Annotated in this window: 18 protein-coding genes and 1 tRNA gene; 10 read left to right on the top strand and 9 right to left on the bottom strand. The window is 58.4% G+C overall.

The window, feature by feature from the left end:
• The first annotated feature begins 53 nt into the window (after positions 1–53).
• The 5 genes from E2L05_RS00985 to glmM all read left to right on the top strand — a co-directional run bounded on the left by E2L05_RS00985 (position 54) and on the right by glmM (position 6,858).
• Positions 54–2,606 carry a putative PEP-binding protein gene (locus E2L05_RS00985; protein ID WP_133341029.1) on the top strand — a complete coding sequence of 851 codons (2,553 nt, stop codon included), beginning with the start codon at positions 54–56 and terminating at the stop codon, positions 2,604–2,606.
• 246 nt (positions 2,607–2,852) lie between these two features.
• The gene (locus E2L05_RS00990; protein WP_243721825.1) at positions 2,853–3,461 is read left to right on the top strand and encodes a cell wall hydrolase; all 609 of its coding nucleotides are present in this window, start codon (positions 2,853–2,855) and stop codon (positions 3,459–3,461) included.
• 57 nt (positions 3,462–3,518) lie between these two features.
• Positions 3,519–4,433, top strand: a complete 915-nt coding sequence (locus E2L05_RS00995; protein WP_133341030.1) for a dihydroneopterin aldolase — start codon at positions 3,519–3,521, stop codon at positions 4,431–4,433.
• Positions 4,426–5,454, top strand: a complete 1,029-nt coding sequence (gene folP, locus E2L05_RS01000; RefSeq protein ID WP_133341031.1) for a dihydropteroate synthase — start codon at positions 4,426–4,428, stop codon at positions 5,452–5,454. Before E2L05_RS00995 ends, folP begins: the two co-directional genes overlap by 8 nt.
• Before the next feature lie 54 nt (positions 5,455–5,508).
• Positions 5,509–6,858 (top strand): phosphoglucosamine mutase, encoded by a 1,350-nt coding sequence (gene glmM / locus E2L05_RS01005; RefSeq protein WP_133341032.1) that lies wholly within the window; start codon positions 5,509–5,511, stop codon positions 6,856–6,858.
• A gap of 81 nt (positions 6,859–6,939) precedes the next feature.
• Here glmM and ilvC read toward each other — a convergent pair whose 3' ends face one another.
• Positions 6,940–7,962, bottom strand: a complete 1,023-nt coding sequence (gene ilvC / locus E2L05_RS01010) for a ketol-acid reductoisomerase (protein ID WP_133341033.1) — start codon at positions 7,960–7,962, stop codon at positions 6,940–6,942.
• Between the two features lie 135 nt (positions 7,963–8,097).
• On the opposite strand from ilvC, the gene E2L05_RS01015 reads away from it, so the two are divergent.
• The gene (locus tag E2L05_RS01015) at positions 8,098–8,556 is read left to right on the top strand and encodes an Lrp/AsnC family transcriptional regulator (protein ID WP_133341034.1); all 459 of its coding nucleotides are present in this window, start codon (positions 8,098–8,100) and stop codon (positions 8,554–8,556) included.
• Positions 8,553–9,011 (top strand): Lrp/AsnC family transcriptional regulator, encoded by a 459-nt coding sequence (locus E2L05_RS01020; protein ID WP_133341035.1) that lies wholly within the window; start codon positions 8,553–8,555, stop codon positions 9,009–9,011. Before E2L05_RS01015 ends, E2L05_RS01020 begins: the two co-directional genes overlap by 4 nt.
• Positions 9,012–9,056: 45 nt before the next feature.
• On the opposite strand, the gene E2L05_RS01025 is transcribed toward E2L05_RS01020, so the two are convergent.
• The 3 genes from E2L05_RS01025 to E2L05_RS01035 form a co-directional block, all read right to left on the bottom strand.
• Positions 9,057–10,265: a UbiH/UbiF family hydroxylase gene (locus E2L05_RS01025; RefSeq protein WP_133341036.1), complete on the bottom strand. Its 1,209-nt coding sequence runs from the start codon at positions 10,263–10,265 to the stop codon at positions 9,057–9,059.
• A 67-nt stretch (positions 10,266–10,332) separates the two neighbouring features.
• Positions 10,333–10,545: a hypothetical protein gene (locus E2L05_RS01030; protein WP_133341037.1), complete on the bottom strand. Its 213-nt coding sequence runs from the start codon at positions 10,543–10,545 to the stop codon at positions 10,333–10,335.
• Between the two features lie 40 nt (positions 10,546–10,585).
• Positions 10,586–11,254 (bottom strand): pyrimidine 5'-nucleotidase, encoded by a 669-nt coding sequence (locus E2L05_RS01035; protein WP_133341038.1) that lies wholly within the window; start codon positions 11,252–11,254, stop codon positions 10,586–10,588.
• A 75-nt stretch (positions 11,255–11,329) separates the two neighbouring features.
• On the opposite strand from E2L05_RS01035, the gene E2L05_RS01040 reads away from it, so the two are divergent.
• On the top strand, positions 11,330–11,992 hold the full coding sequence (locus E2L05_RS01040) for a GntR family transcriptional regulator (protein WP_133341039.1): 663 nt from the start codon (positions 11,330–11,332) through the stop codon (positions 11,990–11,992).
• A gap of 6 nt (positions 11,993–11,998) precedes the next feature.
• On the opposite strand, the gene E2L05_RS01045 is transcribed toward E2L05_RS01040, so the two are convergent.
• Both E2L05_RS01045 and carA read right to left on the bottom strand, forming a co-directional pair.
• Positions 11,999–13,915, bottom strand: coding sequence for a glycosyltransferase (locus E2L05_RS01045; protein ID WP_133341040.1), 1,917 nt, complete (start codon positions 13,913–13,915; stop codon positions 11,999–12,001).
• 92 nt (positions 13,916–14,007) lie between these two features.
• Positions 14,008–15,150 (bottom strand): glutamine-hydrolyzing carbamoyl-phosphate synthase small subunit, encoded by a 1,143-nt coding sequence (gene carA / locus E2L05_RS01050; RefSeq protein WP_133341041.1) that lies wholly within the window; start codon positions 15,148–15,150, stop codon positions 14,008–14,010.
• Positions 15,151–15,308: 158 nt separating this feature from the next.
• Between carA and E2L05_RS01055 the strand changes: the two genes are divergently transcribed.
• Positions 15,309–15,776: a GatB/YqeY domain-containing protein gene (locus tag E2L05_RS01055; RefSeq protein ID WP_133341042.1), complete on the top strand. Its 468-nt coding sequence runs from the start codon at positions 15,309–15,311 to the stop codon at positions 15,774–15,776.
• Here E2L05_RS01055 and E2L05_RS01060 read toward each other — a convergent pair.
• From E2L05_RS01060 to E2L05_RS01070, 3 genes are all read right to left on the bottom strand, one after another.
• Positions 15,769–16,353, bottom strand: coding sequence for a DUF2244 domain-containing protein (locus E2L05_RS01060; protein ID WP_133341043.1), 585 nt, complete (start codon positions 16,351–16,353; stop codon positions 15,769–15,771). The genes E2L05_RS01055 and E2L05_RS01060 overlap by 8 nt on opposite strands.
• Before the next feature lie 23 nt (positions 16,354–16,376).
• Positions 16,377–18,035 carry a cytochrome c oxidase subunit I gene (ctaD, locus tag E2L05_RS01065; protein WP_133341044.1) on the bottom strand — a complete coding sequence of 553 codons (1,659 nt, stop codon included), beginning with the start codon at positions 18,033–18,035 and terminating at the stop codon, positions 16,377–16,379.
• 1,165 nt (positions 18,036–19,200) lie between these two features.
• Positions 19,201–19,286 (bottom strand) — tRNA-Leu (locus E2L05_RS01070).
• A 153-nt stretch (positions 19,287–19,439) separates the two neighbouring features.
• Here E2L05_RS01070 and lipB point away from each other — a divergent pair.
• On the top strand, positions 19,440–20,087 hold the full coding sequence (gene lipB / locus E2L05_RS01075; RefSeq protein WP_133341045.1) for a lipoyl(octanoyl) transferase LipB: 648 nt from the start codon (positions 19,440–19,442) through the stop codon (positions 20,085–20,087).
• Positions 20,088–20,178: the final 91 nt, after the last annotated feature.

Raw genomic sequence — 20,178 nt, forward strand, 5'->3', positions numbered from 1 at the left:
ACGGCACCAAGGTTTGGCTTTCCAGCGGCGCGGTGCGGGGCTAACGTCGCGCTATGCAAAAACTGGTCACGTTCAAGAAGTTTACGTCTATCACGCCGACTGCACCGATCAGCCGCGGGCAGCATGGGTTTCGGGCCAAGTGCCTTCAGCGGTTGATCCGCATGGGGGTGCCGGTTCCTCGCACTGTTGCCCTGTCATTTGAAGCGGTGCAGGGCATTGCAGGCGGACGTATGCCGGATGTCGGGCGGTTACTTGCGGTGTTCGGTGATGAGCCCTTGGTCTCTGTCCGGTCCAGCGGTCAGGATACTGCTTGGGGCGGGCCCAGTGCCGTCTTGAATATTGGTATGAACGACTCGCGTTATGCCAAATTTTGCGAAACGCTTGGCGAGCCCGCGGCCAGCGCACTGTATCTCAGGTTTATACAGACCTATGCGGTGCGCGCGGCCCATCTTGATGCGGCTTTGTTTGATCCCGGTACGCTTGAGGGCAGGGCGGCTGTTCAGGCGGCGTTGCAAGCTTATGAAACAGAAACAGAAAGCTATTTCCCTCAGGATCCGGAAGAGCAGTTAAGCGGTGTGCTTCGGTCGATGGCCCGCGCATGGCAGAGCACGTCGGCGCGGTTGCTTCGGCAGGCGCGCGGTGCGCCGTCTGATGCTGGCCTTGGGCTTGTCGTTCAAGAGATGGCTTTGGGTGTCGGCGCTGACGAGAGCGGCGCAGGGGTCATTCAATTTATTGACGGGGTCACGGGGCGCCCGCAAATCACTGGTCGTTACATGAGCCAGAGCCAAGGTCTTGATGCTCTGACCAGCGAGGGACGCGCCTTGTTCCTGACGCGTGACGCGCGGGGCCGGTCGTTGGAGGAGTTGTGCCCGGACCTGTTCGAAGAACTGATCGGTCACGGCGAGGCCTGCCGAACGCGGTTGCGTGACGAAACCCAGTTGGAATTCACGATTGCCGAGGGAAAGCTGGCAATCATTGATGCGGTTGTGGTGCCCCGCAGCTCCCGCGCCGCCGTGCAGGTGGTCGTCGCCTTGGCGCGCGACGGCATCATCACGCGGAACGAGGCTTTGCTGCGGATTCCGCCACGCGCATTGAACGAAGTCTTGCACCCCTTGATCGACCCCGAGACCCCGCGCACGCCCATTGTGCGCGGTATCGCGGCCAGCCCAGGCGCTGCGGCGGGCAAACTTGTTTTTTCATCGACGGTTGCGCAGACGATGGCAGCGCAGGACGAGCCATGTATTTTGGCCAAGCGCGAAACCAGCCCCGAAGATGTGCGCGGGATGCACGCAGCGCGTGGAGTTTTGACAGAACGTGGCGGCATCACAAGTCACGCGGCTGTGATTGCCCGCGGCCTTGGTGTGCCCTGCGTTGTCGGCGCGTCGGAACTCAGCATCGACAAGAAGGCGCGGACGATGCGCACGGCCAGTGGTGACGTGTTTCGCGAAGGCGACCTGGTCACGATTGATGGCACGGCAGGGGAAATTCTCGCCGGAATTGTGCCGATGCTTGAGCCTGCGTTGGATGATGCGTTTGAGACCTTTCTGAGTTGGGCTGACGACGTCCGCGACATTGGCGTGCGGGTCAATGCCGACACGCCGCAGGACGCACAATTGGCCAGCCGTTTCGCGGCTGAGGGGATTGGGCTGTGCCGGACCGAGCATATGTTTTTTGCCGAGGATCGGCTGACCGCCATGCGGGAGCTGATCTTTACCGATCTGCCCGAAGATCGGGCAGAGGCCTTGGCGCAATTGCTTCCCATGCAGAGAGAAGATTTCACAAGTATTTTCAGGATCATGGCGGGTAAGCCGGTTTGTATCCGGCTCTTTGATCCGCCGTTGCACGAGTTTCTTCCCCATGATCGGCAGGGTACGCTTGAATTGGCCGAAGCGTTGAATCGTCCTATGACAGAGGTTCAGCGCCGAATTGATAGCCTGCGCGAGTACAACCCTATGCTGGGAATGCGCGGAGTGCGGCTTGGGCTGACCTTGCCTGAGATTTACAATATGCAGGCCCGCGCCATTTTCGAGGCGTCGATCGACGCCTCTGCCGTGTCCGGAGACGTGACCGTCCCAGAGATCATGATTCCGTTGGTGTCTGCCTGCCGTGAAGTGGAAATCGTTGCCGCGCGCATCGAGGCTGTGGCGCAAGCCGTACAGGCCGAACGCGGAGCAGAGGTCAGTTATCGTTTGGGCGTCATGGTCGAAACGCCTCGGGCTGCGCTGCGGGCGGCTGACATTGCCAGGCACTGCCATTTTCTGAGTTTCGGCACGAACGATTTGACCCAGATGACATATGGTTTGTCACGCGATGACGCGGGCCGGTTCATGGCCAGTTATGTGCGCCAAGGGGTGTTTCCAGAGGATCCGTTTCACACGCTTGACCGCGAAGGGGTGGGCGAGTTGCTGACGCTGGGAGCACAAAGAGCGCGAAAGGTTCGCCCAAATATCGTGCTGTCGATTTGCGGCGAGCATGGTGGCAATGGCGAATCTATTGCCTTTTGCCGCGAGGCCGGGTTTCACTATGTGTCATGTTCGCCCTATCGGGTGCCTTTGGCGCGGTTATCCGCAGCCCAAATTGCGCTGAAATCCGCCGATGAAAGCTAGCCAAAATACCTCATGAAACAAGGGTTCTAAGCCGCCCATGTTGTAGATGTGTCACAGGAATGGACCCCAGTTCAGGCCCTAACGGAAGCCGTAAATTTGCCAAACCTGATCAGAGGCGGGTAAGACGCGTCTGGATAAATAGATACTTTGGTGAAAACTGTGCCCATCCGTTCTGCCATACGAACCGTATACTTCTGTATAGCCGCGATTTCGCTTTCTTCCGGGGCGGCCATCGCGGGCGCGACTGTGAGTTCCTCCAATGACCCGAGCGCAGGCTTGGGCGGCAAACTGAGCAGCCTGTTCCGTCAGGAAAAGTCGGTGATGTCGGATATGGACCGCAAGCAGCTTCGCAGCTTTGTGGCCCCGGCTGTCGCCCCCGGTACGATTTCAGAGGTGACATACTCGCGTCAGTGGCTTGCTGGGCTGACTTTGCCGGCCGACGTCAAGAATGAAAGCCTGCAATGCCTTTCCGAAGCGTTGTACTTCGAAGCGCGCGGTGAAAGCGTCAAAGGGCAGTTTGCCGTGGCCGAGGTTATCTTGAACCGCGTCGCGTCTAGCCGGTACCCCGACACAGTTTGTGGTGTGATCCATCAGGGAACCGGCCGTAAGTACCAGTGCCAATTCACTTATACGTGCGATGGTCATCCCGAACACATCCGCGAAGCCGGGGCATTTGAGCAGGTTCGCAAAGTTGCGTATGTCAGCCTGGCAGGTGTCGCAGACCCATTGACCGATGGTGCAACGCATTATCACACCAAGCATGTAAACCCGAGCTGGGCGCGTAAGTTCCCAAAGACTGCGTCGATCGGGGTGCACCGCTTCTATCGTCAGCCCTCACAGGTGGCACAACGCTGAATTCTGGTTTACGCCTGCCCGGACTGTCCTGACACGTGACACCGGAGCTGACCTGCCGTGACCAATGCTGCCGCGCTGAGCGCACCATCCCCAGAGGTTGAGGGCGACACACGCGCCGCCCCCGACCGTATCTTTCTCAAAGACCATGTGGTCGACGTTGAAATCGGGGCCTTCCAAGCCGAGCGTGGAATAACTCAGCGCGTTCGCTTTACTCTCATCGCTGAATTGATGCCTGCCCCGCGTGCGGCGCTGTCTGCCCATGGCCCACGCGATGACGTGGACACAATTCTCAGCTATGATGTTCTTCTCGACGCAATTCATGATGAAATTGCCGGTGGACGGATCAATCTTCTGGAAACTCTGGCCGAAGGCATCGCCGCGCGCGTTCTGGTTCATGCCGGGGTAACGCAAATCCAAATTGTGATCGAGAAGCTTGATCGCGTGCCCGGATCGCTGGGTGTGGACATCACGCGCCATCGTCCGCGGACGATCGTTTCGGACCTTGCGCCTGCAACATTCGTGTCGGCGCCACGTCTTGCGGTAATTTCCCAGGCCACGCTTGCGGCCCCGGACCTGCCCGACCGGTTGGCGGCGCTGGCGGAGGGCGGACCTTTGATCCTTTGTGTCGACGCACCCGCGATGCCCGAGGCTGGGTTGCCGGTTCCGGTTCAGCGCCGGGTTGATTTGCTGTCTTATGAACAGGCCGCTTGGCGGCTTGCGGCCCGTGACGCATCCTGCGTGGTGGTGGACAGCCGAACTGAGTTGGACTGGGGGTTGCGCAATGGCCAGATCTCCGTCTGGGCGCCGTCCAAGATGGTGGTCGATGCGCGCGAAAATGCGCCCTCTGGCCCGGTGTCGATGGCAATGCTTGTCCCTTGGCTGGCGCGGCAAATGGCGATTGGTAAAATTCTGACACTGGGCACAGTCGCGCTTGAAGATACCGCCGGTCTGGATGTGCAGGCAGATGACTGAACCCGGATCGCTGCGTGCGTTGCGCCCGCAGGTGCGGACAGGGTCACGCCCGAAAGGCGCCGTTGCGCTGGCGGGTGGTTGGTGCTGGTTCGATACCGTCGATTGGTTGCAGCGCGACGCCGGCGCCACGCCGCTGCCTCTGGCAGCCCTGACAGAGGCCGAGTTGCACGCGTTGAGCGCACCACGCGCGGCGCTGCCCGGTATGCCGGGCGACCGTCCCGCGATCATGGGCATTGTCAACGTAACGCCTGACAGCTTTTCTGACGGCGGTCGGTTCTTTGATGCTGCTGATGCCTGCGCCCATGCCCGCGCGCTTCTTGGCGCAGGGGCTGACATTCTTGATCTTGGCGGTGAATCGACCCGGCCCGGGTCGGAGGAGGTGCCCGCTGTAGAGGAAATCAACAGAACGGCACCGGTGATTGCGGCCCTTTCTGGCGCAAAGCTCGGCCCAATATCCATTGATACGCGCAAAGCGAATGTGGCGCAGGCAGCGTTGGTCGCCGGGGCGCAGGTTGTGAATGATGTGGCCGCGCTGACCTTTGATCCCGCTCTTGCCGGGCTTGTTGCCGCGTCGGGTGTGCCTGTCTGTTTGATGCATGCGCAGGGCGACCCGAAGACGATGCAGGACGCGCCGACATATGAAAATGTAACATTGGACGTTTTTGACTGGCTTGCGGACCGCATTGTTGCGGCCGAAGCTGCCGGTATCCCCAAAGATCGCATCGTGATTGATCCTGGTATCGGCTTTGGAAAGACAGTCGCCCATAATATGCAGCTATTGCGTGATTTGCCTGTGTTTCACACGTTAGGATGTCAAATCCTGCTGGGTGTTTCACGCAAACGTTTCATCGGCGTGATCGGTGGCGGCGAAACGCCGCCGGAACGGATGCCCGGGTCGATTGCCGTTGCCCTGCATGCTGTGGCACAAGGTGTGCAGGTTCTGCGGGTGCATGACGTGGCCGAAACAAGACAGGCGCTTGGCCTGCAGATGGCTTTGATCGACCCCGTGGACCCAAGGTAGGACAGATATAGACACCCGGCATCTTCCGTCCGGGTCAGGCAAAGGCGATCGACCATGAGCAGCAGAACCCTTTTCGGCACTGATGGTGTGCGTGGCCGCGCGAACAGTTACCCCATGACTGCGGAAATGGCGCTGAAACTGGGTGCGGCGGCTGGCCGGTTCTTTCGCCGCGATGGCCGTAACGGGCACCGGGTGGTGATCGGCAAGGACACGCGGTTGTCCGGTTACATGATCGAAAACGCCCTGACGGCTGGCCTGACGAGCACCGGCATGAATGTGTTGCTGTTTGGGCCGGTTCCAACCCCGGCGGTGGGGTTTTTGACAGGCTCCATGCGCGCTGATCTGGGGATCATGATCTCGGCCAGCCACAATCCCAGCACCGACAATGGGATCAAGTTCTTTGGCCCCGACGGGTTCAAACTGTCCGATCAGGCCGAGACCGAAATCGAAGCGCTTGCCCTTGGTCAGGTGGAACCTGCGAAGCCCGAGAATATCGGACGCGCCCGGCGCGTGGATGAAGGGCGGATGCGGTATGTCGAGTACGTCAAGACGACCTTTCCACGATCCCTGCGTCTGTCGGGGCTGAAGATTGTCGTGGATTGCGCCCATGGGGCAGCCTATCGCGCAGCGCCTGAAATTCTGTGGGAACTGGGGGCAGACGTTATCCCGCTTGGGGTGGAGCCGAATGGCCGCAATATCAACGACGGTGTCGGCTCGACCGCGCCGCAAACAGCCGCCGAAGCCGTGCTTGCCCATGGTGCGGACCTTGGTATTTGCCTTGATGGTGATGCGGACCGGGTCATCTTGATTGATGAAAACGGCCGTGTGGCCGATGGCGATCAGTTGATGGGGCTTCTGGCCAGTCGCTGGGCTGCCGAGGATCGGTTGAATGGGCGCACCTTGGTGGCGACGGTCATGTCGAACCTTGGGCTGGAACGGTATCTGCAAGGGCAGGGCGTTTCGCTGGTGCGGTCCAAGGTCGGCGACCGATACGTGGTCGAGGACATGCGCAAAGGCGGTTGGAACCTGGGCGGCGAGCAGTCGGGGCATATCGTGATGACCGACTACGCCACGACCGGCGACGGCATCATGGCCGCGTTGCAATTTCTGGCGGCGATGGTGCAGTCGGGTCAGCGTGCATCTGAACTGACAAATGTGTTTGAGCCATGCCCGCAGCTTTTGCAAAACGTGCGCTATTCTGCGGGAAGTGACCCTTTGTCGGACATCGCCGTAAAAGACGCGATTGCAGAGGCGGAAACAGCGCTGATCGGACAGGGGCGTCTTTTGATCCGTAAATCAGGCACCGAACCCCTGATCCGTGTGATGGCAGAGGCCGAGGACGAGGCGCTGATGGGCCGCGTGGTGCGCGATGTCGTGGCGGCGGTGCAATCCGCCGCGCCATAGACGCCCGTTCCGAAATACGCGTTCGAGCAATAAAAAAGGCGCCCCGCGATGGGGCGCCTTTTCCGCGTCTTGGTAGGGCGATCAGTTCTTGGCCTTGTCGACCATCTTGCCTGCGGAAATCCACGGCATCATGCCGCGCAGGGTTTCGCCAACCTGCTCGATCTGGTGTTCGTCGTTCAGGCGACGTGTCGCTTTGAACATCGGCTGACCAACGGCATTTTCCAGCATGAAGTCACGCACGAACTTGCCGGTCTGGATGTCGGTCAGTACCTCTTTCATGCGGGCCTTTGTTTCTTCGTAGGGAAGAATGCGCGGGCCGCTGACATATTCGCCATACTCGGCTGTGTTCGAGATCGAGTAGTTCATGTTGGCGATGCCGCCTTCATAGATCAGGTCCACGATCAGCTTCACTTCGTGCAGACATTCGAAATAGGCCATTTCAGGTTCGTAGCCCGCTTCGACCAGCGTTTCAAAGCCCATCCGGATCAGCTCGACCAGACCGCCACACAGAACTGCCTGCTCACCAAAAAGGTCGGTTTCGCATTCTTGACGGAAGTTGGTTTCGATGATGCCTGAGCGGCCGCCACCGATGCCGGAGCAATAGGACAAGCCGATTTCCAACGCTTTGCCGGTTGCATCGTTCTCGACAGCCACAAGGCAAGGCACGCCGCCGCCTTTGGTGTATTCGCCGCGCACTGTGTGACCGGGGCCTTTGGGCGCCATCATGATGACGTCAACGCCGGGCTTGGGTTCAATCAGGCCGAAATGCACATTCAGACCGTGAGCAAAGGCAATTGCAGAGCCTTCTTTCAGGTTGTCGTGCACATATTTCTTGTATGTTTCCGCCTGAAGTTCGTCGGGCATTGTGAACATGATCAGGTCACACCAAGCCGCCGCTTCGGCAATGCCCATGACCTGAAGACCTTCGCCTTCGGCTTTCTTGGCCGAGGGGGACCCTTCGCGCAGGGCAACGACAAGGTTCTTTGCGCCGCTGTCACGCAGGTTCAGTGCATGGGCGTGGCCTTGGGATCCATAGCCAAGGATCGCGACCTTCTTGTCTTTGATCAGATTGATGTCGCAGTCGCGGTCATAGTAAACGCGCATATCAGTTCCTTCCGGTGGTCTTGTTGTTATGGGCGGACAATACAGCGCGGACAGCGCGAAGGCGTGAAGGATAAACCTGTTTATTCGCCAATGAATGAGATAATCATTCACCGAATGGCGAATGTGGTAACTATCATGCAAATCGACGATCTAGACCGGCGGCTCTTGCGCCAGTATCAAGCCGACCCAAGCCTTTCGGCGGCGGCTTTGGCGGAACGGGCTGGAATCACGAGGGCCAGCGCATGGCGCAGGCTGGAGCGGATGCAGGCGTCTGGCATCATTGCTGGTTTGCGCGGCGTGATTGATTGGCGCGCGCTTGGCTACGGTGTTGAGGTGTCGTTGCGACTGACCTTGGACAAATCACAGAATAATGCCTTTGACACGGTGATTGCACAGGCCCGCCAGATCCCCGAAGTGATCGAAATCCAAACCTTTCTCGGGCGCGTCGATCTGCGGTTGTCTGTGATCGCACGGGACATGGCCCATTACCAGGAACTGTACCGCACCCGAATTCTGAGCTTGCCGCACATCGCAGAAATTGAGGCGTTGATGCAGGTCGCGACGCTGAAAGAAGATGAACGGCTTCCGCTATGATTGATCTGGATGAAACCGATCGCGCGCTTTTGCGGGCGCTTGTTCAGGATGCCGGGCAAAGTGCAGGCGCCTTGGCGCGCCGTCTGAACTTGAGCCAGCCAACAGCGTGGCGGCGGATACGGCGGTTGGAAACGGCGGGCGTGTTATCTGGCAAGCGGCTTGAATTGGATGCTGCGCGTCTGGGGTTTGGCGTGACTGTCTTTCTTGGTATTAAGCTTGCCGCTCGTGGAAGGGTCAGTCTTGAGGACTTTGAAAGAGCGATCACCGCGATCCCCGAGGTGCAGGCGGTGCATCATGTGCTTGGGCGCTACGACTATCGTCTTCGCATTGTTGCGCGCGATTTGCCAGATTTCGAACGCGTGCTGCGCCGCCGGATTATGGTTCTTCCAGCGGTGGGCGAGGTCGAGGCAAATGTTCTTTTAAGCGAAGAGAGGCTGCCGGGGCCAATCGGTTGAGCGGCGCGGTAAAACCCTTGTACAAGGGTTTCTCTGGCAGTGATGTCACGACTGCGCGCCCAATCCCAGTTTCATCAAACTCCGCCGCAAAGGGGCAAGACCATGCAGGGCCGCAATTCCGCCGCGCCTGAGATCGCGCAGCGGTTTGGGGGCGAGCATTGAGGTCCTGTTAAGAAGGTCAATGCCTGTCACGCGCAGGGCCACATCGGGCCGCCGGGCGCGGCTATAGCGTTTCAACAAATCTGCGTTTCCAGGGTCTGCTTGCCCGGCGATCAGATTCGTCAAAGTCCCGATATCTGTCAAAGACATGTTCAGCCCTTGCGCCCCAATCGGCGGAACCACGTGAGCTGCCTCGGCGACAAGTGCCGTTCGTTCTGCATCGAACCGGTCAGCGATCTGACTGATGATCGGCCAGATTGTTCGGGATCCCGCGAGAACCAGAGGCCCGTAAAGCCCGCCAGACCGTTCGGTTGCTGCGGCACTGAAGCTGCTTTCATCCAAGTGCATCAATCGCGCCGCCTCGGGGCCGCGCTCCATCCAGACCACTGCGGAGCAGGGCTTGCCGTCACGGTCAGACAGTGGGACCAGAGTGAATGGGCCGCCTGAGCGATGGATTTCGGTCGAAATGTTGTCATGGGGCGCATCATGGGTCACGGCAAAGGCTAGCGCCTTTTGCGCGTAACGCGTGGTGCGAGCGCCAATGCCCGCACAGCTTCGGACGCGTGAATTCCGCCCGTCTGCGCCAACCACCAGCTTTGATGTCAGGTTTGACCCATCAGACAGGCGCAGGTGCACGGCATTATCGCGGCTGAAGACATCTGAGACCCCAACCCCGGTGTGGTGCGTAACCCGGTCAAGGCTGGCCAGTTCAGCGACAAATTCCCGGCGCAGCAGCCAATTGGGAAGGTTCCAGCCAAAGGGCAAGCTGCCGATATCAGACGCGCGAAAGTCCCGCAGGAGCCGTGGTGCCGAAGTGGCGCCGCCCGCATCGACGATACGCATCGTGGCCAATTCCGTCGCGTGGGGGGCGAGCCGTTGCCAAAGACCAATCTCGTCAAGCAGGGTGCGCGACGGTTGCAACAAAGCTGTCGTGCGAAGATCTGCGTCCGGCTCCGACCCGGAGGTCACAGGAGTTGCTGGATCCACGCACAAAGTGCGGAAACCACTATGAGCAAAAGCAACCGTAGCTGCCATGCCCGATAATCCACCACCTGCAACGACGATATCGAAGTCATGCGTATGTGCTTGGCTCATCTTGTCTCCAGTGTTGTTTCGGTTTGGGCATGGCTGCTGCGACCTGTGCGAAGGCCGACCTGGGGTGTCAGTCGCCGCGCGAAATCATGATCAGTGCCGCAAATGACGCAAATACCAACAGCAGACCCACTGTAATCAGGGCAGAGAAGCCAAACAGGGCAAAACTACCGCCCCAAACAGCCAAGATCGCCACGGCGATGCCCAAGGTTAGAAGCTCCGACTTGTTCCATCCAAACAAAACACTCGTCTCGGCTTCGTCAGTGGTTTTTGGGTCTGTCATATTCTGGGTCCTCGATGGGTAAGTGGAGTTGGAAGCGGGGTTATGTGCGGTTCGTGCGGACCGCCGGGTCAAGAATTGCTTCTAGAAACGCGGCGAGGTCGTCGGTGTGATGGTGAATATGGTCATGCGGGTCTGGGTCGGGGGCCACATGGACCGTTGCCATTCCCATGTCGTGCGGCACCATCAGGTTGCGCACATCATCTTCGAACATGACTGCACTGTCTGGATGGATGCCGTCACGCTTCAAAATGGCGTGGAACGCGTTTGCATGCGGCTTGGGGTGATACTCGGCGTGCTCGACCCCGTAAACGGCATGAAAAATCCCTGACAACCCACGGGCCGCCAGAACCTGCTCCGCATAGGGGGCAGAGCCGTTGGTGTACACAATCCGCCGCCCCGGCAGCGCGTCAATGGCGCGGCGAAGCTCAGGAGCGGGGTCGAGGATGTCGAAGCAAATATCGTGAACATCGACAAGATACGGGTCCGGATCCATCCCATGCTCCTGCATGAGGCCGGCAAGGGTGGTTCCGTAGCGCTGCCAATAGTCGTGGCGCAACGCATCAGCGCTCTGGCGATCGAGGCCGAGTTCACGCATGATATATGCGCTCATTCGTGTGTTGATCTGTTCGAACAACTGCGATTGTGGCGGGTACAGGGTATTGTCGAGATCGAACACCCATACGCGACGGTTAATCAAGTCCTGTGGCATGCGCGCTCCGCCTTGTGCAGAGGTGCTTGCTTGCGCGTTCTGCTGGGTATACCGTGGTATGCTAGGGAGAGCGCCATGTCAGTTGTACGGCCGAGTCACAAAGATGCGTACGAGTTGATCCTCGAAGCGATAGACGTTGGCGTCTACCGCCCGGGTGATCGGTTGGTCGAGTCTGATCTCGCTGAACGGTTCGGAGTTTCGCGTACGCCCATCCGCGAAGCATTGCAGCGCCTTGAAACGCAAAGCCTTTTGACGCGCGACGGGCGTAGTCTTATTGTCGCCTCGCTTGATCACAATCAGCTTGCTGAATTGTACGTGGTTAGGGCGGAACTGGAGGGGCTGGCTGCCCGGCTTGCGGCGCAGCACGCCACGATCGAGGAAATTCAGGTTCTGCGCGACATGGTTCGCACCGATGCTGACCTCATCAATAACCCTTCGGCCCTGTCGCGGGCGAACAGGCGGTTCCACAAGCAGATCCATCTCGCATCTCATAACAGGTATTTGGTGCAGCAACTCGATCTTGTCCACCGTTCGATGGCACTTTTAGCATCCACATCGCTTGCGGTAGACGGTCGCGGTGAAACGGCTTTGGCCGAACACAGCGCGATTGTTGAAGCTATTGAAGCGCGCGATAGCGATGGGGCGCATGATGCGTTGAAGGCGCATATCTCGCAGGCGTTCGTGACCCGTTTGCGTCATGACTCGCATGATGTGGGCGATGTCGACGCCGCCGAGTAAGTGGCGTCAGCCGGAGGCGAGTGAGGTTTCGGTGTGGCTGCCCGGCACACCGTGTTCTGTTTTGTCCCAGAAGAACGGTTTGTACATCATTTCAATCAACGCTTTGACGGCGGCCAATGTCGTCATCATGTAGTACAAATTGAGCGTCAAAACCCAAGGAAGCATCCAACGTCGGCCCGCGCGGCGCAAAGCCATCGCGGCCAGAGTTAGGTTGACGGCTTCAGCAAGAACCAAAAGCCCAGTGATCGCCGCAAGCCCGTAAAACCCCAGCGCGCCTGTCAAAGGGTGTGGCAAGCCAAAAGCCACCAGCCACCACGTCCACAGGATTGGCGCGGTGATCGCTTGAACAAGCGATGCAAGAAACATGACCTGAAAGCCCAAGAAACCCAAGGGGCCCAGGTCCGACCAAAGTCGTCGCGGGTGGCGCATGTGCGTGACATAGGTCATCGCATAGCCCTTCAACCAACGGGACCTTTGCCGAACCCAAGGCCAGATCCTGCAATTGGCTTCTTCAAGTGTGGTGCTGTCGATGAGTTCGGTCCGATACCCGAAACGTGCTAGTCGAATGCCAAGATCTGCGTCCTCGGTGACGTTAAACGCATCCCAGCGGCCCAGCTGTTCCAGAACATGCTTGCGAAAAAAAATTGTCGTCCCGCCCAAGGGGATCGGCATATTCAACCGAGCGACACCGGGTAAAATCATTCCGAACCAGATCGCGTAATCAATTGTGAAACATCGCGATAGCCAGTTCTGTCGCGCATTGTAGAACGACAGTCGGCCTTGCAGGCAGGCCACTTCTTCGGGCGCAACCGCAAAGCGTGATACCACGTGAGCGATCTGATCGGGCTCTGGCGCGTCCTCGGCATCATAGACACCGACAATGCTGCCGCGGCAGTGATCCAGCGCATAGTTCATTGCACGTGGCTTTGTGCGCACGCTTCCATCGGGAACAACAATAACCCGAACCGAGGGCGGCAGGATCGTCGCGGCCAGACACGTGCGGGTGACCTTGTCTTCGGCATCGACGACAAGGCAAATATCGAGCAGTGCATGGGGGTATTTCAAACGGGCGAGGCGGCGCAACAAATGCCCCGCGATCCGTTCTTCGCGAAAAAGCGGAACAAGCAAGGATACGACGGGGCGCTGCAAATGTGCGGGGGGATGAAGCTGGACAACCCGCTCTGGCTCAGGCGGACGTTCGCGCGACTGGATCAGGGCGGTATAGCACGCCATCGCCTTCAATCCGGTCAGCGCCAACAGCGCTGTCAAAGCCACGATCATCAACAGCGCAAATGTTGCGGAGGGTGAAACTATAGTTGCAGCCGCTAGAGTGCCAACCGTGCCCAACATAATTGCCCGAAACAGACCGCCCGGCCAAGACCGGCAACTGTCTGTTTCAGGCAAGTGCGTTTCACTGCGTGATCGAACATCTTGTGGGAACGTCAGCGCAATGGATTCTTGCAGGTCTGCTTCGGTAATCAGCGCCATCATGACCGTGCCGAACCGGGCCTCGTACTCTGCCCGATGCTTCACGAACAGGTCTGGATACACAACAGCGATGACAGTTGCAGCACCGATGCGCCGCCAAGGCATACACCGGGCCTTCAGGCAATGCGCCAACCCCATTTCCTGTGCCAGCATCCCATCCGGTGGATCCGTTCCCAGATCAAGTCGCCGCGCGGCCCATTGCCGTTCGAGCGCAGCCAAGATGGCATTGTCGGTCAGTCCAGCATCGGAGCGCAGCATATCCCCAAGCCGGACATTCATTGTGCGCTGCCGCTGCAGGCAGCTGCTGATCTGGCCTCGGGTCACCAAACCTTGTTCTGCAAGAATATCGCCCAGCAATGGCCGCACCTGATCGCTTGTGGCCGATGGGGCGGGCACAGCGGATGTGGCGGCAATCGACAGATGCGGGCGGTTCATGCAAAACTGGTCCCAGACAGTGACCAGATCAGCTTTTGCAGAAGATAGTTAATGTGAGTTTACCACGGTAGCCCCGCGGCGCAGATCGAGGCTTAGCTCAGCGCCGCGCGGAACCGTTCGAACAGGTAAAAACTGTCCTGTGGTCCTGGGCTGGCTTCGGGGTGGTGCTGCACAGAGAACACTGGTTTGTTGTCCAAGCGAATGCCGCAGTTTGAGCCATCGAACAACGATACGTGAGTTTCCGATACGCCTGCTGGCAAGGTCTGACTGTCCACCGTGAAGCCGTGGTTCATCGACGTGATTTCGACCTTCCCGGTTTCCAGATCTTTAACCGGATGGTTCGCCCCATGATGCCCGTGGTTCATCTTGACGGTCCGCGCACCAAGCGCGAGTGCCAGCATCTGGTGACCCAGGCAAATCCCGAACACTGGAAGATCGCGCGCAAGAATTCCTTGAATCATCGGCACGGCATACGCACCTGTTGCCGCCGGATCGCCGGGCCCGTTTGACAGGAACACGCCGTGAGGATCATGCGCAAGCACGTCCTCTGCTGTGGCAGATGCGGGCAGAACAGTCACATCGCATCCGGCACTGGCGAGGCAGCGCAGGATATTGCGCTTTGCACCATAATCGACGGCAACAACCCGCGGCGCATCGGTGCCAGTGCGGGTTCCATACCCATCAGGCCAAGCCCAGCGGGTTTCGTTCCAGCGATAGGACTGGGCGCAGGTCACGTCTTTTGCCAGATCCCGGCCCACCAACCCTTCGAAACCGCGCGCGGCAGCGACGAGGGCGGCCAGATCAAAGTTGCCATCAGGGGCGTGTTGCATGGCCACATGCGGTGCGCCCTGCTGACGAATCGCCCGAGTGAGACGGCGTGTATCAAGCCCGCCCATACCAATACGTCCGCGCTTGGCCAGCCAGTTGCCAACCGTATCGGTCATCCGCCAGTTCGACGGCTCCGTGGGATCCCACTTCACGATCATGCCAGCCGCAACCGGGTCGGCAGTTTCGTCGTCATCTGGGTTCACACCGGTGTTGCCGATATGCGGGAATGTGAAGGTCACGATCTGGCCCGCATAGGACGGGTCGGTCATGATTTCCTGATATCCGGTCATCGCGGTATTGAAGCAAAGCTCGGCGGTTGTGATGCCGGTCGCGCCAAAGCCGCGGCCGTAGAACAGCGTGCCATCTGCGAGGGCAAGGCAGGCGGTTGGGGCGGCGTGAGCGGGCATGGCGGGTCTTCCTCGGCTGAACGGGATCAAATCGAGTGATCCCTAAGGCGACCCTGTGCGCGGGTCAAGCACGTGCGGCCCTGTTCTGGCACAAACGCTTGCCATATCGCTACCTGAGCCTTAAATGATGCGTCCAAATCTTAAAGGGTTCCTTGCTCATGCTGCTCAGAGACAAGATTGCGAGTTCACTGAAGGTCGCCATGAAGGAAAGGGATGCTACCCGCTTGTGCACCCTTCGTCTGATAACGGCGGCGATCAACGACCTTGAAATCGCGAAGCGTGGCTGTGAAGAGGGCGCGCAAACGCCTGTTTCTGACGAAGAAGTTCGCACAATTCTTGCAAAAATGATCCGCCAACGTGCGGACAGCACCCGCGCCTATGAAGAGGCAGGGCGGCTGGAGTTGGCAGAACAGGAACAGGCCGAAGTCGAAATTATCGAAGGTTTCATGCCGCGCCAATTGTCGGACGATGAGAAGGCGCAGGCGATTCAGACGGCCATCACTGATTCTGGTGCAGAATCGATCCGTGACATGGGCAAGGTCATGGGGTTGCTCAAACAACGTCACGCAGGCCGCATGGATTTCTCAACGGTTAGCCCTGCAGTGCGCGACCGATTGGTCAGCTAGGCCTGTCTTCTGGGCCGCTGTGGGAGCCACCGGTGGTCCCGGTCGCGATAATCCGTCCCAACAAATCACGCAGGCTTTGGTGCAGCGCGACGCGCTCGTCCTCAGACAGGAACGCGCCTAACTCAACCTCGCGGCCCGAGCCTTTCAGGGTGACATAGCTGGGCACAGGCCCGCCTTTTGCATGCAATTGAACGCTGACCCAATAGGGATTGGCTTCCCAAGTCAGGGGCGGCTTGTTCCGCGCCGTGCGCGTCAGTTTGGCATGATCTGACCACAACGTAAGCTCTTCAAGGATTTCGCCGTCGCGATAGTTCTTTTGCATCAGGCCATACATCAGCCAAAGTGCGCCGAGCACAAATGGCGCAAGCCCCCACAAGATCGGTGTCCCCAATACTGCCAGCAGCGGCAGCAGCAACAGGGTGAACGTTGCAAGAATGAAGGCCGCGAACCCGCGCTTGGGCAAAGACCGATGCGGCCACAGATGAAGCTCTGCCAGGGGCGGCTCGCCCTGCGCATGCAAAGAGGCCCCGGTAATGTCCGGGGCCTGCTTTGTTTCATTGACCCATTCGATTGGCATCTCAGGTCAGGTCCGATTTCGCGCTAATGCGCGTGGCCCTTGTCCCAGTCCGACTGCTTGGGAAGCGTTTCAAACGTATGCTCCGGCGGCGGTGTGGGCAGGGTCCATTCCAGCGTGTCTGCGTACTCGTTCCAGTAGTTGTTCTCGGTGATGCGCTTTCCGCGTGTCAGCGTGTAAAACACAATCCCGATGAACAGCAGGAACGATGCAAAGGACAAGAACGCACCCATCGAGCTGACGAAGTTCCACTGAGCGTAAGCTTCGGGATAGTCGATGTACCGTCGTGGCATACCCTGACGGCCCAAGAAGTGCTGTGGGAAGAAGGTCAGGTTTGCGCCGACAAACATCATCCAGAAGTGCACTTTGCCCCAGAACTCTGGATATTCCCGACCCGACATTTTGCCGATGTAGAAGTAGATACCGGCAAAGATTGCGAACACGGCCCCGAGGCTCATGACATAGTGGAAGTGCGCAACGACATAATAAGTGTCATGATAGGCGCGGTCGATGGCTGCCTGGCTCAACACGATGCCGGTCACACCGCCTACGGTGAACAGGAACAGGAACCCGAAGGCCCAAAGCATGGGAACCTTGAATTCGATAGATCCACTCCACATCGTGGCGATCCAGCTGAACACTTTAACGCCGGTTGGCACCGCGATGACCATGGTTGCCAGCATGAAATAGCTCTGCTGTGTCAGCGACATACCAACGGTGTACATGTGGTGCGCCCAAACGACGAAGCCAAGAACACCGATCGCGATCATTGCCCAGACCATCGGCAGGTAGCCGAAGATTGGCTTGCGCGAGAATGTCGCGATCACGTGGCTGATGATGCCAAAGCCGGGAAGGATGATGATGTACACTTCCGGGTGTCCGAAGAACCACAAGATGTGCTGATACAGGATCGGATCGCCGCCGCCTTCAGGTTGGAAGAAGGTTGTGCCGAAGTTCCGGTCTGTCAGCAGCATTGTGATGGCGCCGGCCAGAACGGGCAGGGCCAAAAGGATCAGCCATGCAGTGACAAAGATCGACCAAGAGAACAGCGGAACCTTGAACAAGGTCATGCCGGGCGCGCGCATGTTCAGGAATGTCGTGATCATGTTGATCGCACCGAGGATCGACGACGCGCCAGATACGTGCACCGCGAAAATCGCAAGGTCCATCGACATGCCCGCTTCCGAGGTCGACAGCGGCGGATACAACACCCACCCCACGCCAGACCCCATCTGGCTATTGCCGCCGGGGGCCAACATCGATGCGACGCCGAGAGCCACGCCGGTGATGAACAGCCAGAAAGACAGGTTGTTCAGGCGCGGAAACGCCATATCCGGTGCGCCGATCTGGAGCGGCATGAAATAGTTGCCAAAACCGCCGAACAGGGCTGGAATCACAACAAAGAACATCATGAGGACACCGTGATAGGTAATCATGACGTTCCAGAGGTGGCCGTTCGGTGTGCAGGGGGCGGCCATGAAGCCTTCCTGGCACATGTACTGAACACCTGGATGCATAAGCTCCAGACGCATGTACACGGTGAACGCGACTGAAATGAAACCGACAATGCCGGCTGCAAACAGGTAAAGAATCCCAATGTCCTTGTGGTTGGTGGACATGAACCAGCGGGTAAACCAGCCGCGCTGGTCCCCGTCTTCATGGCTGTGAATGGCTGCGTCGGCCATGCGTGCCTCCCATCGTTAAGCCCGGACGGTCTGCGCCCGGCATCACAAGTGGTTCTAAGCGCAAGCTGCGCAGGTGGCAATCGTTCGCAGCAATTTGATCTGGGTCATTTTGCAGCGTTTTCGGGCATCTGCACATCTGTCGCAGGAGCGGGGGCTTGTATGAGTCGTCTTTAGGCCAGGATTTATTGGGTTTGTTGAATATGTTGGGCGTTCGTGGCCGCCTTGTCCTGCAATAATGTCGAGTCGCGCGGTGCTTTGTCGCGCTGGTGATGCGAATGTACGAGCGTGTTTTGGGGTTCTGGCGGCCAACAGTTCCATTTGCACTGGTCAGATATAAAGTTGCGACTTTCTTTGTTCTATCTGCCGCTGCCGAAAGTCAGGCCCCACTTATGACATCCGTGCCCGCGTAAGTCATCGGGTGGAAATTGAACGGGACTGTGCATCGTTTGGTAGGACTGCTTTACGATCAAGCCGCGCGTCTTGAGCCGTATATTTTATGTCCTAGTGCTGGCCGTAGGCCTACGACGGGCGCGTATCGAGCGGAATACGGTCATCAATCCCAATGACGGACCATTGCGAAACGCGGCTAGAGAATCTGGCAATGTCAAAACCTTGTATGGAAGCCGGAAGAGGTAAAGGCGTCTTTCCAAAGGTCACGACAGATTTGATCGCCGAGCTTAGCGAGAAGACGACCTTGATGATCGGCGCGACACAAATAGAGAGACACCGCTTTGCGCTCATACGAATCTTGTAAACGGGTCTAAGCTGTCTCAAGTCGCGCCAAAGGCTGCTTGAACACCAAGCTGTACACGGTTTGAGACGGCCCGTGGCGACCGCTGTGCCAAGGTCTTTTGTCGGTCGCGGCGTTGGCTGCGGTCGCAATCTTCTGGGTGTGAAACTCGATTCTTCTAAACCTTCGGGGGCGAAAGTGAACCCAAGCAGCCTTCTTCAAGTCTGTAAGGCCGTCACAAAGCTGCTGACTAAAGGCACGATGGTCGATGAATGGGTCGGCGCCAGAGCGAGCGCATGAAACTAACGGTGAAAGATGTTTGTTGGCTTTCCTGACGTCGTCGATGCGACGAGAAAATTCAGGCAAAAACATAATCCCCGAAGGACTTTAACGCTTTAATTTTCTTGGGGAAAGTGAGTTAAAAACTGTCAGGACTGGTGCGGTCGAGAAGACTCGAACTTCCACGGGTGTTACCCCACAGCGACCTCAACGCTGCGCGTCTACCATTCCGCCACGACCGCATTTGCCTGACAGTGCGCGGGGTTTAGCCGACCGCGCCGGGGTTGTGAAGCGCTTTTTTCAACGTTTTTCATCTGTCGGAATCTTGTCGGAGTCTTGTATGACTCGCGTATGACATTTCGGCGCCGCTAGCCGCGCACCTGACAGGAGCCATCATGGTAGAATGGACACTTTCCGACACGCTTGTGCCCTATCCAGAGGCGCTGCGTCACATGGAAGACCGCGCCGCTGCCATCCGAGCAGGCACCGCATCGGAACAGATTTGGCTTCTGGAACATCCTCCTCTTTATACGGCGGGCACCAGTGCAGACATCCGCGATCTGACCGACCCGGACCGCTTTCCTGTTTATGACGCGGGACGCGGGGGGCAATACACGTATCACGGCCCCGGTCAGCGCATCGCCTATGTCATGCTGGATCTGACCAACCATGGCCGTGATGTGCGCCAATTCGTGACCGAGGTCGAAGATTGGGTCATTGCCACGCTGGACGAGTTCAACGTCAAGGGCGAGCGGCGCGCCGGGCGTGTGGGAGTTTGGGTTGAGCGCCACGACAAACCCCCCATGGCCGACGGCAGCCCGCGCGAAGACAAAGTCGCCGCGATTGGGCTGCGGATTCGCAAATGGGTCAGCTTTCATGGTGTGTCGATCAATGTGGACCCTGATCTCACGCATTTTGATGGCATTGTGCCTTGCGGGATTCGCGATCATGGGGTGACCAGCCTTGTGGATCTGGGCTTGCCAGTGACAATGGAAGACGTGGACGTGGCGTTGCGTCGAACCTGCCCCTTTCTGGGCAATTAGAAAAAGCGTTCGTGCGGAGAAAGACAGTTTTTAGGGCTGTTCATCATCGCCATCGCAAAAACCGTACTGCGACTTTTGGGTCGGCTCGCCA

The organism is Meridianimarinicoccus aquatilis, assembly GCF_004358675.1.
GTDB lineage: Bacteria > Pseudomonadota > Alphaproteobacteria > Rhodobacterales > Rhodobacteraceae > Meridianimarinicoccus > Meridianimarinicoccus aquatilis.